This is a genomic window from Streptomyces sp. UC4497, from assembly GCF_054871485.1.
The window spans coordinates 38146-51173 of the sequence record NZ_JBTYHB010000036.1; the positions used below are offsets into that span (position 1 = coordinate 38146).

The following is a 13028-nucleotide window of genomic DNA, read 5'->3' on the forward strand; positions in this document are numbered from 1 at the left end:
CGCTCGGGGCCTAAATGGGCCACCCGCTCAAATCAGCCGCTCGGCCCTGGAAGCCGAAAAGCAGCCTACGAGTGCCCCAAGTCGTCGTCCCCATCGCCGGAGGCAACCGCTCCGACCGAGCCCGCGTCCGGTTCCAAGCGGAGCGGGAACGTGTCGACCACCGTCTCGTCGATCACCGGAGGTGCCGGTCGCGGGGCCTTCGGCATGACGGCCGCCTCGGAGTGGCCACCGCAGCCGTACGACAGGGAGACCACCCGGCCGTCCGCCGGGGAGAACTCGTTGGCGCAGACGCCGAAGGCCTGGCCGAGCGAGCCGCCGATCTTCGCCAGGAAGCCGCAGGAGACGCAGGTGGCGGGGGCCGCCTGGGCCATGGGGGTCTTCGCTCCGAAGGAGTCCTCCCAGCGGTCGGCCGCGACATGCAGCCCGTACCGGGAGAGCACCCTCTCGCGGCGCAGGCCCAGCTCCTCGGCGACCGCGGCGATCGAGCCACGCGTGGGCGCGACCGGCAGCGTGCCCACCGGGCCCTCGGTGATCTCGACGTCCTCCGCCTCGACGAGCTCCGCCATGTCGTCCGAGACCGGAGAGTTCGGCGGCGGCGTGTCCTCGCCGGTGTAACCGGGCTCCAGGCGCAGATCGTCGGCCTCGGTGGGCAGCAGATCGCCGGGGCCCATGTCGCCGGGGCGCAGCCGCTCGCTCCACGGCACCCACTCGGGGGCCAGGAGGGCGTCGGGCCCGGGCAGCAGCACGACCTCGTCGAGCGTGACGTACTTGGCACGGGAGGCGCGGGCCACGGTGACGGCCCAGCGCCAGCCCCGGTAGCCGAACTCCTTGCACTCGAAGAGGTGCGTGACGACGCGGTCGCCCTCGACCACCGTCTCGACGTGCTCGCCGACCACACCGGGGGCTGCGGCCTCCTCGGCCGCTGCCCGGGCGATGTCCACCGCCTCCGCGCACAGACGGTCAGGGGTGCGGCTTCGCGTTGTCGCTGCGCTCACAGGTATCGCTTCTCTCCTACGCCGTCTCACGAGTGCGCCGTCCTGTGTGCGGGAGCGCGGACGGAGCGGACCGGAGGGCCGCGTCGACGTCCGCACCCGACGAACCGGGCGCGCCTACGCCATCCATTCTGCGGGATGGCCGAGAGGCGCGCGGCCGAGAACAACCGCCGCGGGCGCGCTACGCACGCTACCTCCTCCGGCGCTCTGGGCCCACACCGACGTACGAGGCGCACCTGGCCGGAAAGCCGACCAGCGTGTCCATAACGGCACTAGAAGCCCGAACAAGGGGCACCATTGCTGGGTGGCTGCCGGTAGGTCGTCGTTCAAGTCGTCGTCGGGTTCGTCGTCGCGCGCGTCGGACGCGCCGAGCCCCCTTCGCAAAATCGGCCGTGCCCTGCACCTCCCTTTCACCGGCACCGCACGCGGCATCCGCAAGGCGACACACGCGCACGGCGCGGGCGAGTCGGGGCTCGGAAAGCTCATCGAGCTGCACGCGCTGAACGGCGCGGGCGACGTCATGATCACGGTCGCCCTCGCCTCGACGGTGTTCTTCTCCGTGCCGACGGACGAGGCGCGCGGCCGGGTCGCCCTGTATCTCGCGATCACGATGGCGCCCTTCACGCTCCTCGCGCCCGTCATCGGGCCGCTGCTCGACCGGCTGCCGCACGGGCGGCGCGCCGCGATGGCCGCGTCGATGCTGGCGCGGGCGCTGCTCGCCCTCGTGCTGTCGAGCGCGGTGGTCGGCGGGAACTTCCAGCTGTACCCGGCGGCGCTCGGCGTCCTCGTCGCGTCGAAGGCGTACGGGGTGGTGCGCTCGGCGGTCGTGCCACGCCTCCTGCCACCCCGCTTCTCCCTGGTGAAGGCGAACTCGCGGGTCACGCTCGGCGGGCTGCTCGCCACGGGCGCGGCGGCGCCGGTCGGGGCGGGACTGCAGGCGCTCGGGCCGCGCTGGCCGCTGTACGGGGCCTTCGTGCTGTACGTGTGCGGGATCTTCCTGTCGTACTCGATGCCGCACAAGGTGGACTCGGCGCGGGGCGAGAGCAAGGCGCTGCTCGCGGCGGACGAGGAGCATCTGCACGGGCCCGCGCGGACCAGGGCGCGCAAGCCGGGCCTGCGGACGGTCGGCCCGGCCGTCACGCACGCCCTCGCCGCGAACGCCACGCTGCGCTGTCTGTCCGGCTTCCTGATCTTCTTCCTGGCGTTCCTGCTGCGGGAGCATCCGCTGCCCGGGCAGAGCGCGGCCGTCTCGCTCGGGATCGTGGGCGTGTCGGCGGGCGCGGGGAACGCGCTGGGCACGGCGGTCGGGGCGTGGCTGAAGGCGCGGGCCCCCGAGGTCATCATCGTGACGGTGCTCGTGGTGGTGCTCGGCGTGGCCGTCCTGTCGGCCGTCTTCTTCAGCGCGCTCATGACGGCGTGTCTGGGCGCGGTCGCCGGGTTCGCGCAGGCGCTGGCCAAGCTGTCCCTCGACGCGACGATCCAGCGGGACGTCCCGGAGGCGGTGCGCAACTCGGCGTTCGCCCGCTCGGAGACCTTGTTGCAGATGGCGTGGGTGGTGGGCGGCGCGATCGGGATCGTACTGCCGCTGAACGGGGTGCTCGGGCTGGGTGTCGCGGCGGGCATCGTGGCGGCGGGCTGGCTGTCCACGGTGCGCGGGCTGCTGGCGTCCGCGCGCCACTCCGGGCCCACGCACCGGGCCCGGGTGGCGTAGAAGGGCCTTCAGTGCCCAAACGCGACACCCGCTCCCCCACTCGGAGCGGGAGCGGCGGCGCCAGATAGCCTTCCGCCTATGACCTCCCAGCGTTTTGTTGCGCGCCACCGCCGCGCCGTTGCCGCCGTCGGTGCCGTCGGCGCCGGGCTCCTCGTCCTCTCCGCCTGCGACAAGCCGACGCCGCTCGCCACCGTCACGGTGGACCGCAACTCGGTGAACTCCGAGGCCAGCTGCTACAACGACGGCGACCCGCTGAAGCCGACCGCGCTGCAGGGCTGCCTGAAGGACAAGGACGCCAAGTCCATCAAGGTGGACGCGGACGCCACGGTCCGCTTCGGCGTCGACCCGGAGATCGCCGACAAGGGCTGGACGCTCCTGATGAACGGCCAGCCGCTCACGGACTCCAGCAAGAAGACCTACCGCACCGTTCCGGGCAGCGTCTTCTTCAACCAGCAGTACGGCGCCTCCGGTTCCGCGACCACCGTCACGATCCTGTCGGGCGGCAACTCCAAGGCGTACGGCCTGTGGTCGTTCAAGCTCGAGAAGGACAGCTGACGAATACCGCGATTCCGCGCGTACTGATCGCCACCGCCGTCCCGGCCGAACGGGACGCGGTGGCGGGCGCGCTGCACGATCACCCCACGCTCGACGTCGTAGCGGTCGGGGTCGGACCCGCCGCCGCGGCCGCGGGCACCGCGACCGCGCTCACGAAGGCCGAACTCGCGGGCAGCCCGTACACGCTGGTCGTCTCGGCCGGCATCGGCGGCGGCTTCACGGCCGCGCCCGGCGCGGTCCTGGTCGCGGACGCGATCACCGTCGCCGACCTGGGCGCCGAGACCGCCGAGGGCTTCGTCCCCGTCACCGAACTCGGTTTCGGCACCGTCACCCACACGCCCCCGGAGTCCCTCGTACGGGACCTCGCGTCGGCCGCCTCCGCCACGGTCGGCACCGTGCTCACCGTCTCCACGGTGACCGGCACCGCCGACCGCGCCGCGCTGCTCGCGCAGCGCCACCCCGGCGCCGTGGCCGAGGCGATGGAGGGCTTCGGGGTCGCCGAGGCCGCCGCCGCGCACGGCGTGCCGGTGGCGGAGATACGCGCCGTCTCCAACGCCGTCGGCCCCCGCGACCGCGACGCCTGGCGCATCGGTGACGCGCTCGCCGCGCTGGCCTCCGCCTTCGGGAAGATGGCGCCCGTACTGGAGAGTTGGAAGAACACATGACCGACACCGCAGCGGGGGCCGAGCCCACCCGCATCGCCTTCTCGCCCTGCCCGAACGACACCTTCGTCTTCGACGCCTGGGCCCACGGCCGCGTCCCCGGCGCCCCCGCGCTCGACGTGACCTTCGCCGACATCGACATCACCAACGGCGTCGCCGAACGCCGCGAGGACGCCTACGAGCTCCTCAAGGTGTCGTACGCGGTCCTGCCGTACGTCCTCGACGACTACGCGCTGCTGCCCTGCGGCGGCGCGCTCGGGCGCGGCTGCGGCCCGCTCGTCCTCACCCGTGAGCCGGGCGTGGACCTCTCCGACAAGCGCGTCGCGGTACCGAGCGAGACCTCCACCGCCTACCTGCTGTTCCGGCTCTGGGCCGCGGACGTGGTGCCCGGTGGCGGCGTCGGCGAGATCGTCGTCATGCCGTTCCACGAGATCATGCCCGCCGTGCGCGACGGCAAGATCGACGCCGGGCTCGTCATCCACGAGGCCCGCTTCACGTACCAGAACTACGGCCTGCACAAGCTTGCCGACATGGGCGAGCACTGGGAGGCCACGACGGGCCTGCCGATCCCGCTCGGCGCGATCATCGCGCGGCGCTCGCTTGGCGCCGAGAAGCTGCGCTCCTACGCGGACGCCGTACGCACGTCGGTGCGGATGGCCTGGGACGACCCCGAGGCCAGCCGCCCGTACGTCATGGCGCACGCGCAGGAGATGGACCCGTCCGTCGCCGACCAGCACATCGGCCTGTACGTCAACGAGTTCACGGCCGACCTCGGCGAGGACGGCTACGCGGCGATCCGCGGTCTGCTGACCCGGGCCGCCGCGGAGGGCCTGGTCCCGGCGCTCGCGCCGGACGCGCTGTCCTTCCCGTAGGAACCGTGGGGCGGGCGGGTCAGACGTCCAACTGGTCCGCCACCGCCCGCAGCAGGCCGGCGATCTTCTTGCCCGCCGTCTTCTCCGGGTAGCGGCCGCGCTCCAGCATCGGCGTGATGTTCTCGAGCAGCGTCGTCAAGTCCTGGACGATCGAGGCCAGTTCGTCCGGCTTGCGGCGCTGCGCCGCCGCGATCGAGGGTGTCGGGTCCAGAATGGTGACCGAGAGCGCCTGGTCGCCGCGCTGTCCTGCGACCACCCCGAACTCGACCCGCTGGCCGGGCTTGAGGGCGTCCACGCCTGCGGGAAGTACGGAGGAATGCACGAAGACGTCGCCGCCGTCGTCGCGGGAGAGGAAGCCGAAGCCCTTCTCGCTGTTGAACCACTTGACCTTGCCGGTAGGCACGTGAAGTCCTCGTCCTCGTACTAGAAGAAAACGCTGGGATAAAGCGGCTGGATAGCAGGACAGCGGGCCGTGGTCCGACCCGCCGTCACCAAGACTATTGGTCTCGGGGCCGGTGACAAGATGTCTCCCGAGGGTTCGCTCGCTGGTCCGTGCTGGTCTGTGCCTGGCCCCTGTTTGTCTCTCTGCGCTGGGAACTACCCTGGCTGGGTGCGCGACAAAACCCAAGCCAATTCCGCGGTGGCCGAGACCGGCCCCGGCGACGGCCTCGTGAAAGCCGGCGGCATCGTCTTCATCGTGGGGGCGATCGCCACCCTCGTCACGATGGCGCCGTTGTTCCTCCACACCGACCCGTTCCCGCCCATTTCCTATGCGGTGTGCATGCTGATGGGCGTCGGGTTCATCGTCGCCGCGGCCGGAGTGCTCCGCGGCGTCGCGGCGCAACGCCGTCAGGCGCGCTCGGCGACGTAACCCTCCAGCCAGGCCGGGAACTCGGTCAGGTCGTTCAGCACCACGTCGGCGCCCGCCGCCCGCAGTTCGGCGGCGTCGCACGGTCCTGTCGTCACGCCCACGGACAGGGCGTTCGCCGTGCGTGCCCCGCGTACGTCGCCGACATGGTCGCCTACGTAGACGCTCGCGCCGTGCTCGCGCAGCGCGTGGCCCTTGCCCTCGGCCCACAGGTCGCCGATGACGGCGTCCGCGTCGATGCCGAGGTGCGCCAGGTGCAGCTTGGCGTTCGGCTCGTACTTCGCGGTGACGACGATCGCCCGGCCGCCCGCCGCGTGCACGGCGGCTATGGTCTCGCGCACGCCCGCCATCGGCAGCGTCGCCTCGATCGCGTATGTGGGATACATCTCACGGTAGCGGTCGGCCATCGCCGGGATCTGCTCCGGCGGGCACCAGTGCGCCAACTCGTCGGTCAGCGGCGGGCCCAGGCGCGACACGATCAGGTCCGCGTCGATCCGCATCCCGGTCTCCTCGGACAGCGCGACCCAGGTGGCGCGGATGCCGGGCCGGGAGTCGATCAGCGTCATGTCGAGATCGAAGCCGACGGTGGGGCCGTTGGGCGTGGGGTCTGTGTGAGGAGCCATGGGGATCATTCTGCCTGTACGGTGTCGGCCGCCCCGAGGCCGATCTCCACGGTGACGGCTTCCCCGCGGGCGGTCCCAGGGGCACCATGGGCGCCCATGAACCACACCCGCCTCGCCCTCGGCGCCGCCCTCGTCCTCTCGCTCACCCTCTCCGCCTGCAGCTCGGACGACGGCGGGGGCGCCGCCAAGCCCGCCGCCAAGGCCTCCGGCAGCCACACGGTCGGCACCGCGATGGGCGACGTCAAGGTCAAGAACCTCCCCGAGCGCGTGGTCGTCCTGAACACCGCCGGGCTCGACTCGGCGATCACGCTCGGCGTACGGCCCGTGGGAGCCACCCGGGCAGGCGGTGAGCAGGCCCTCCCCGCGTACCTGCCCGCGTCGAAGACCAAGGGCATCACCGACGTCGGCGAGCGCAGCAGCCCCGACCTCAAGAAGATCGCCGGGCTGAAGCCCGACCTGATCATCGGCGACAAGGCCCACGACGCCGGGCGCTACAAGCAGCTCGGCGCCATCGCCCCCACCGTCCTCACCGGGGCCGCCGACCACGCGTGGAAGCGGAACTTCCTCGTGCACGCCGACGCGCTCGGCGAGAAGGCGCGGGCCCGGCAGGTGGCGGCCGAGTACAAGTCCCGCGTCGCCGCCGTCACCAAGGCCGTGGGCGGGGCGGGCGCGGCGGCGCGGACCGAGGTCAACGTCGTCCGGTTCGTCGCGGGCTCCGACATCCGCATCTACGGCAGGCGGACCGCCACCGGCACGATCCTGTCCGACGTCGGCCTCGGCCGCCCCGCGATCACGAACCAGGCTCGGGGCGGTCTCTCGTACGACGTGGGGCCCGAGCAGATCGGCAAGGCGGACGCGGACGCCATCTTCACGTCCACGTACGGCAATCCGGGCCTGGCCAAGGTCGCGGAGGCGACCACGAGCGGCCAGTGGCGCGGCATCAGGGCGGTGCGGGACAGCCGGGTCTACAACGTCGACGACGGGCTGTGGGCCGAGGGCGTCGGCTACACGGCGGCCGGCCAGATCCTCTCGGAGCTGGAGTCGGATCTGGCGCGGTGAGTCTTCTGGGCTGGGCTAGACCCGGGGCGAGCGTGCGCGCCACACCAGGTAGAGCGCCGTGGCGAACGCCGCGCACCGCAGCACCCACGGCCACGTCTCGTCGAGCGCGCCGCTCAGTCTGCCGCCGGGGATCGGGTCGCCCCACCGGCCGTCGCCACGCCCCCACAGCCAGACGATGCCGGTGACCACGGCGAGCCCCGGCAGGCCGAACACCGCCCACTTCTTCTGCCCGATGGTCAGCTGCCGGGACAGATAGATGACGGCCCAGCCGATGAGCAGCACGAGGATGTTGCCGAGTACGGCGCCGACGACCAGGGCGAGGGCGGCGAGCAGCAGGAAGGGCTGGTTGAAGGAGCGGCCGAAGGAGGCGCGGGGGACGCGGACGGCCGGGCGGCGGGGGCGGAACCGGAAGCGGGACCTGGCGGTTCCTGACGCCGTGCCCTCGACGCCGTCGACCTCTCCGTCGTCTTCTTCGTCGTCGTCCTCGTACGTGTACTCGTCCTCGGCCCGGGCCGGTTCGGGGAGCGGGCGTTTGCGGAGGTCGGGGCCGCGGCGGCCCTCACCGGGCGGCTTGAGTATGTCCGGTATCTCTATGCCGCCGACGAAGCCCGGCACGTCGTCGACCTCGGTGCCAGGTATGCCGCCGCCGGTGCGCCACCAGTCGGCGGCCTCGAGCGTGCCCAGTTCGTCGGTGCCGGCGAGGTGCACGGGCGCCGGTCCTTCGTCCGCGGCCACGTCCACGGGTGGCTCGTCCGGCACGGCCTTGCGGCGGACGCGGGCCTTCGGCACGATCCGGCCGAGCGTGCCCTTGCTCTGCTCGGGTGCGTCGCCCGCGGGGCCGAAGTCGTAGGTGCCGTCGCCGTCCTTCGCGCCGGCGACGATCTGGTCCGGCGTGCCGATCCGGCCGATCAGCTTGCGGACGGCGGCCGGGCTTTCGGCGCCGGCGGCCGCGCGGCGTCGGTCGATCTCGGTGCGGAGGTCTGCGACGAGGCGCATTCGGGTCGACGACGGCAGTTGCCGTGACTGGGCCAGGTCTCCGACCTTGCTCAGGTAGTCGAAGACGATCTGATCACTCTCGATCCCCACGAAGTCCCCTCCGGGGTGGTGCTGTTGACGTGTCGACGGTATCGCGAATGGGTTCGGTCGTCCGTATCGCGAATGGTCACGGTCGTCCGTCCCCCGGTCACGGGGCTCTGCCCCGGACCCCGCGCCTCAATCGCCGGCGGGGCTATAAATACCGACCCCCGCCGGGCTCGAAATATCCAGCCCCGCCGGGCTCAAGCCATCAAGTCCCGCCGGACTCGATCCATCAAGTCCCGCCGGGCTTGAAATATCTGGCCCCGCCGGGCTCGGCCCATCAATCGCCGGCGGGGCTTGATCTATCAAGCCCCGCCGGCGATTGAGGCGCGGGGTCCGGGGCGGAGCCCCGAGGGCGTAACGACGGTGCTGCGGGGTTGGGCCGCTAACGTGGGTGGGATGAGCGACGAGCAGACGACCGCGGCAGCACCCCGCTCCCTCGCGGAAGCGCTCCGCGCGCGCGACGACGGGTCCCTCGCGGCGCTTCTGCGCGCCCGCCCGGATCTGCTCGGCCCCGTGCCGAACGACATGACGCAGCTCGCCACCCGCGCCGGCACCCGCGCCTCGGTGATCCGCGCGCTCGAGCGCCTGGACCGGTACACGCAGCAGGTGGCGCAGGCCCTCGCCGTGGCCCCGGACCCGACGACGTACGACACGCTGGAGACGCTCCTGCCCGGCGAGGACTCCGCCGCCGCGCTGCCCCGCGCCGTCGCCACCCTCCGCGACCAGGCCCTCGTCTGGGGCAGCGACGACGACCAGCTGCGCCTCGTCCGCACCGCCCGCGAGCTGCTCGCGCCCACCCCCCAGCACCCGTCCCCGACCGGCCTCGGCCCGACCGTCGCGGAGGTCACGTCCGGGATGTCGCCGGGGCGTGTGCAGGAGATCGTCGCGGCGGCGGGCCTGCCGTCGACGCACGACCCGGTGTCGGCCGTGGCCGCGCTCACCGCCCTGTTCACCGACCCGACCCGCATGTCGGCGCTGCTCGACGACGCGCCGGCCGAGTCCATCGACGTACTGAACCGGCTGGTGTGGGGCCCGCCGTACGGCCAGGTCACGGCCCAACCGGCGGCGCACCTGCGGTGGTTGCTCGACCGTGGGCTGCTCGTGCCGACGAACCCCGGCACCGTGGTGCTGCCCCGCGAGGTGGCGCTGCATCTGCGCGGCGGCCGCGCCCACCGTGGCCTCGAACCGCTCGCACCTCCCGTACGGGAGAAGGCGACGCACCGTCCACAGGTTGTGGACGCGGCCGCGGCGGCCGAGGCGTACACGGCGGTGTCGACCGTCGAGGAGCTGCTGAAGGACTGGGACGAGGGTGGGCCCGCAGTGCTCCGGGCCGGCGGCCTGAGCGTCCGCGACCTCAAGCGCACCGCCGTCGCCCTCGACAGCACCGAGCAGACCGCCGCCTTCTGGGTCGAACTCGCCTACGCGGCAGGCCTGTTGGCCTCCGACGGCGAGGCCGACGAGCGCTACGCCGCGACGCCCGCGTACGACGAGTGGGTGCTGCTGCCGCCCGCCGAGCGCTGGGAGCGGCTCGCGGCGGCGTGGCTGCCCGCGACCCGCACGGCGGGCCTGGTCGGCGGCCGGGACGGCAAGGACAGAACGCTGTCCGCGCTCGGCCCGCACCTGGACCGTTCGGCGGCTCCCGAGGTACGGGGCCGGGTCCTCTCCCTGCTGCTCACCGAGCTGCCGGAAGGGGCCTCCCCCGAGCCCGACTCGGTGATCGAACGCCTCACGTGGGAGCGGCCGTCCCCCGCCGCCCTCGACCTGCGCACCCGCCTCGCCCAGTGGACGCTGGCCGAGGCCGAGCTGCTCGGCGTCACCGGCCGCGGCGCGCTCTCGGCGCACGGCAGGGCGCTGCTCCGGACCGCGGACGACGACCACACCGCCCCGCACCCCCTCACCCCCGCCGAAGCGGCCCTCACCGCGGCCCGCGCCGCGAAGCTCCTCGCGCCGCTGCTGCCCGAGCCGCTCGACCACGTCCTCCTCCAGGCCGACCTCACGGCGGTCGCGCCGGGACCCCTGGAGCGCCCGCTCGCGGACGCCCTCTCCGTGATCGCGGACGTCGAGTCGAAGGGCGGCGCCACCGTCTACCGCTTCACGCCGGGCTCGGTGCGCCGCGCGCTCGACTCCGGCCGCACGGCGTCCGACCTGCAGACCTTCCTCGCCCAGCACTCCCGTACGCCCGTCCCGCAGCCCCTCGCCTACCTCATCGACGACGTCGCCCGCCGGCACGGCCATCTGCGGATCGGTGCGGCCTCCGCGTACGTGCGCTGCGACGACGACGCCGTGCTCGGCGAGATCCTGGCGGACAGGCGGTCCGCGCCGCTGCGCCTGCGCCGCCTGGCGCCGACCGTCCTCGCGGCCCAGGCCGACCCGGGCACGCTCCTCGAAGGCCTGCGCTCCATGGGCTTCGCCCCGGCCGCCGAGACCCCCGAGGGCGACGTCCTGATCGCCCGCGCGCACGCCCACCGCACCCCGCCCCGTACCGCGCCCGACCCGGTCCCGGACGGCCCGCCGCTGCCCGACGACACCCTCATCGACGCGGCGCTGCGCGCCATCCGCGCGGGCGACGCCGCCTCCACCGCCCCGCGCAAGCAGGCCCCCGCCCACCCCGGCAACGGCGAGCTGCCGCGCACCGGATCCGCCGAGACCCTCGCCACGATGCAGGCCGCGGTCCTCACAGGCGAGGCCCTCTGGATCGGCTACGTCAACGCGGAGGGCGCCGCGAGTCAGCGCGTCATCGCCCCCGTCCGCGTCGAGGGCGGCTTCGTCACCGCCTACGACCACACGGCCGACGAGGTCCGCACGTATCCGCTGCACCGGGTGACGGGGGTGGCGGAGCTCTCCGAACAGTGATGCCCCGCGCTTGCCGGGATGCGGCACACTGGACGTTTGGCCCGTGCGGAAGGGATGTACGTACGTGAACGGTCCACTCATCGTCCAGAGCGACAAGACACTGCTCCTCGAGGTCGACCACGAGAAGGCCGACGCCTGCCGCCGGGCCATCGCGTCGTTCGCCGAGCTGGAGCGGGCTCCCGAGCACATCCACACCTACCGGGTGACGCCGCTCGGGCTGTGGAACGCGCGGGCCGCCGGGCACGACGCGGAGCAGGTCGTGGACGCGCTGGTGGAGTTCAGCCGGTACCCCGTGCCGCACGCGCTGCTCGTCGACATCGCCGAGACGATGGACCGCTACGGGCGGCTCACGCTCAGCAAGCACCCGGCGCACGGGCTCGTGCTCACGAGCACCGACCGTCCCGTCCTGGAGGAGATCCTCCGCTCGAAGCGGATCCAGCCGCTGGTCGGCAACCGGATCGACGCCGACACCGTCGCCGTGCATCCCTCCGAGCGGGGCCAGATCAAGCAGACGCTGCTGAAGCTGGGCTGGCCGGCCGAGGACCTCGCCGGGTACGTGGACGGCGAGGCGCACGAGATCGCGCTCGACGAGGCGGAGTGGTCGCTGCGCCCGTACCAGAAGCAGGCCGTGGAGAACTTCTGGCACGGCGGCTCCGGTGTCGTCGTCCTCCCTTGTGGCGCAGGCAAGACGCTCGTCGGTGCCGGGGCCATGGCCGAGGCGAAGGCGACGACGCTGATCCTCGTCACGAACACCGTCTCGGCCCGCCAGTGGAAGCACGAGCTGGTGCGGCGGACGTCGCTGACCGAGGACGAGATCGGCGAGTACAGCGGTACGAAGAAGGAGATCCGGCCGGTCACCATCGCCACGTACCAGGTCCTGACGACGAAGCGGAAGGGTGTGTACCCGCACCTGGAGCTGTTCGACTCCCGTGACTGGGGCCTCGTGGTCTACGACGAGGTGCACCTGCTGCCGGCGCCGGTCTTCAAGTTCACGGCCGATCTGCAGGCGCGGCGCCGCCTCGGGCTCACGGCGACTCTTGTACGTGAGGACGGGCGCGAGTCCGATGTCTTCTCGCTCATCGGGCCGAAGCGGTTCGACGCGCCGTGGAAGGAGATCGAGGCGCAGGGGTACATCGCGCCCGCCGACTGCGTCGAGGTACGGGTCAACCTCACGGACTCCGAGCGGCTCGCCTACGCCACCGCCGAGGCCGAGGAGAAGTACCGGTTCTGTGCGACGACGGCCACGAAGCAGAAGGTGACGGAGGCGCTGGTCCGCAAGCACGCGGGTGAGCAGACCCTCGTCATCGGCCAGTACATCGACCAGCTCGACGAGCTGGGCGAGCACCTGGACGCGCCGGTCATCAAGGGCGAGACGACGAACGCGGTGCGGGAGAAGCTGTTCGAGTCCTTCCGGCAGGGCGAGATCTCGGTCTTGGTTGTCTCCAAGGTCGCGAACTTCTCGATCGACCTTCCCGAGGCGACGGTCGCGATCCAGGTGTCGGGCACGTTCGGCTCGCGCCAGGAGGAGGCGCAGCGGCTCGGCCGGGTGCTGCGGCCGAAGGCGGACGGGCACGAGGCGCGCTTCTACTCGGTCGTCGCCCGGGACACCATCGACCAGGACTTCGCGGCGCATCGGCAGCGGTTTCTGGCGGAGCAGGGGTACGCGTACCGGATCGTCGACGCGGACGAGCTCCTGGCGGAGAGCTGACCCGTCGCCCTACCGGAACCCGGCGCCCCACGCCCCGGGGCTCCG

12 protein-coding genes are annotated in these 13028 nt (G+C 72.6%); 8 read left to right on the top strand and 4 right to left on the bottom strand.

From position 1 onward, the window contains the following. Positions 1-65: 65 nt before the first annotated feature. Positions 66-995 carry a DUF3027 domain-containing protein gene (locus tag ACYSUO_RS34200; RefSeq protein ID WP_461780105.1) on the bottom strand — a complete coding sequence of 310 codons (930 nt, stop codon included), beginning with the start codon at positions 993-995 and terminating at the stop codon, positions 66-68. Between the two features lie 301 nt (positions 996-1296). On the opposite strand from ACYSUO_RS34200, the gene ACYSUO_RS34205 reads away from it, so the two are divergent. The 4 genes from ACYSUO_RS34205 to ACYSUO_RS34220 all read left to right on the top strand — a co-directional run bounded on the left by ACYSUO_RS34205 (position 1297) and on the right by ACYSUO_RS34220 (position 4792). Then, a complete protein-coding gene (locus ACYSUO_RS34205) occupies positions 1297-2703 on the top strand; it encodes an MFS transporter (protein ID WP_461780106.1) in 1407 nt (468 codons plus the stop codon). Positions 2704-2781: 78 nt separating this feature from the next. Further along, entirely contained in the window at positions 2782-3258 is a 477-nt protein-coding gene (locus ACYSUO_RS34210) for a DUF2771 domain-containing protein (protein WP_461780107.1), read from the top strand. Further along, on the top strand, positions 3228-3923 hold the full coding sequence (locus ACYSUO_RS34215) for a futalosine hydrolase (protein WP_461780108.1): 696 nt from the start codon (positions 3228-3230) through the stop codon (positions 3921-3923). The genes ACYSUO_RS34210 and ACYSUO_RS34215 overlap by 31 nt, the downstream gene beginning before the upstream one ends. Continuing rightward, entirely contained in the window at positions 3920-4792 is an 873-nt protein-coding gene (locus ACYSUO_RS34220) for a 1,4-dihydroxy-6-naphthoate synthase (RefSeq protein ID WP_266712632.1), read from the top strand. Before ACYSUO_RS34215 ends, ACYSUO_RS34220 begins: the two co-directional genes overlap by 4 nt. A 19-nt stretch (positions 4793-4811) precedes the next feature. On the opposite strand, the gene ACYSUO_RS34225 is transcribed toward ACYSUO_RS34220, so the two are convergent. Further along, positions 4812-5195, bottom strand: a complete 384-nt coding sequence (locus tag ACYSUO_RS34225; protein ID WP_385769608.1) for a cold-shock protein — start codon at positions 5193-5195, stop codon at positions 4812-4814. A 207-nt stretch (positions 5196-5402) separates the two neighbouring features. Here ACYSUO_RS34225 and ACYSUO_RS34230 point away from each other — a divergent pair, with 207 nt between their 5' ends. Next, positions 5403-5663 carry a hypothetical protein gene (locus ACYSUO_RS34230; protein ID WP_351343289.1) on the top strand — a complete coding sequence of 87 codons (261 nt, stop codon included), beginning with the start codon at positions 5403-5405 and terminating at the stop codon, positions 5661-5663. Here the strand turns inward: ACYSUO_RS34230 and ACYSUO_RS34235 are convergent. Next, a complete protein-coding gene (locus tag ACYSUO_RS34235; RefSeq protein WP_461780109.1) occupies positions 5642-6283 on the bottom strand; it encodes an HAD family hydrolase in 642 nt (213 codons plus the stop codon). The genes ACYSUO_RS34230 and ACYSUO_RS34235 overlap by 22 nt on opposite strands. A gap of 96 nt (positions 6284-6379) precedes the next feature. Between ACYSUO_RS34235 and ACYSUO_RS34240 the strand changes: the two genes are divergently transcribed. Next, complete coding sequence (locus tag ACYSUO_RS34240; protein ID WP_461780110.1) at positions 6380-7342, top strand: ABC transporter substrate-binding protein; 963 nt, start codon at positions 6380-6382, stop codon at positions 7340-7342. A 15-nt stretch (positions 7343-7357) separates the two neighbouring features. Here ACYSUO_RS34240 and ACYSUO_RS34245 read toward each other — a convergent pair whose 3' ends face one another. Continuing rightward, on the bottom strand, positions 7358-8428 hold the full coding sequence (locus ACYSUO_RS34245; protein WP_461780111.1) for a hypothetical protein: 1071 nt from the start codon (positions 8426-8428) through the stop codon (positions 7358-7360). Positions 8429-8818: 390 nt separating this feature from the next. On the opposite strand from ACYSUO_RS34245, the gene ACYSUO_RS34250 reads away from it, so the two are divergent. Together ACYSUO_RS34250 and ACYSUO_RS34255 are read left to right on the top strand one after the other, a co-directional pair. Then, entirely contained in the window at positions 8819-11275 is a 2457-nt protein-coding gene (locus ACYSUO_RS34250) for a helicase-associated domain-containing protein (protein ID WP_461780112.1), read from the top strand. A 64-nt stretch (positions 11276-11339) separates the two neighbouring features. Then, positions 11340-12983 carry a DNA repair helicase XPB gene (locus ACYSUO_RS34255; protein WP_461780113.1) on the top strand — a complete coding sequence of 548 codons (1644 nt, stop codon included), beginning with the start codon at positions 11340-11342 and terminating at the stop codon, positions 12981-12983. The last annotated feature ends 45 nt before the right edge of the window (positions 12984-13028 follow it).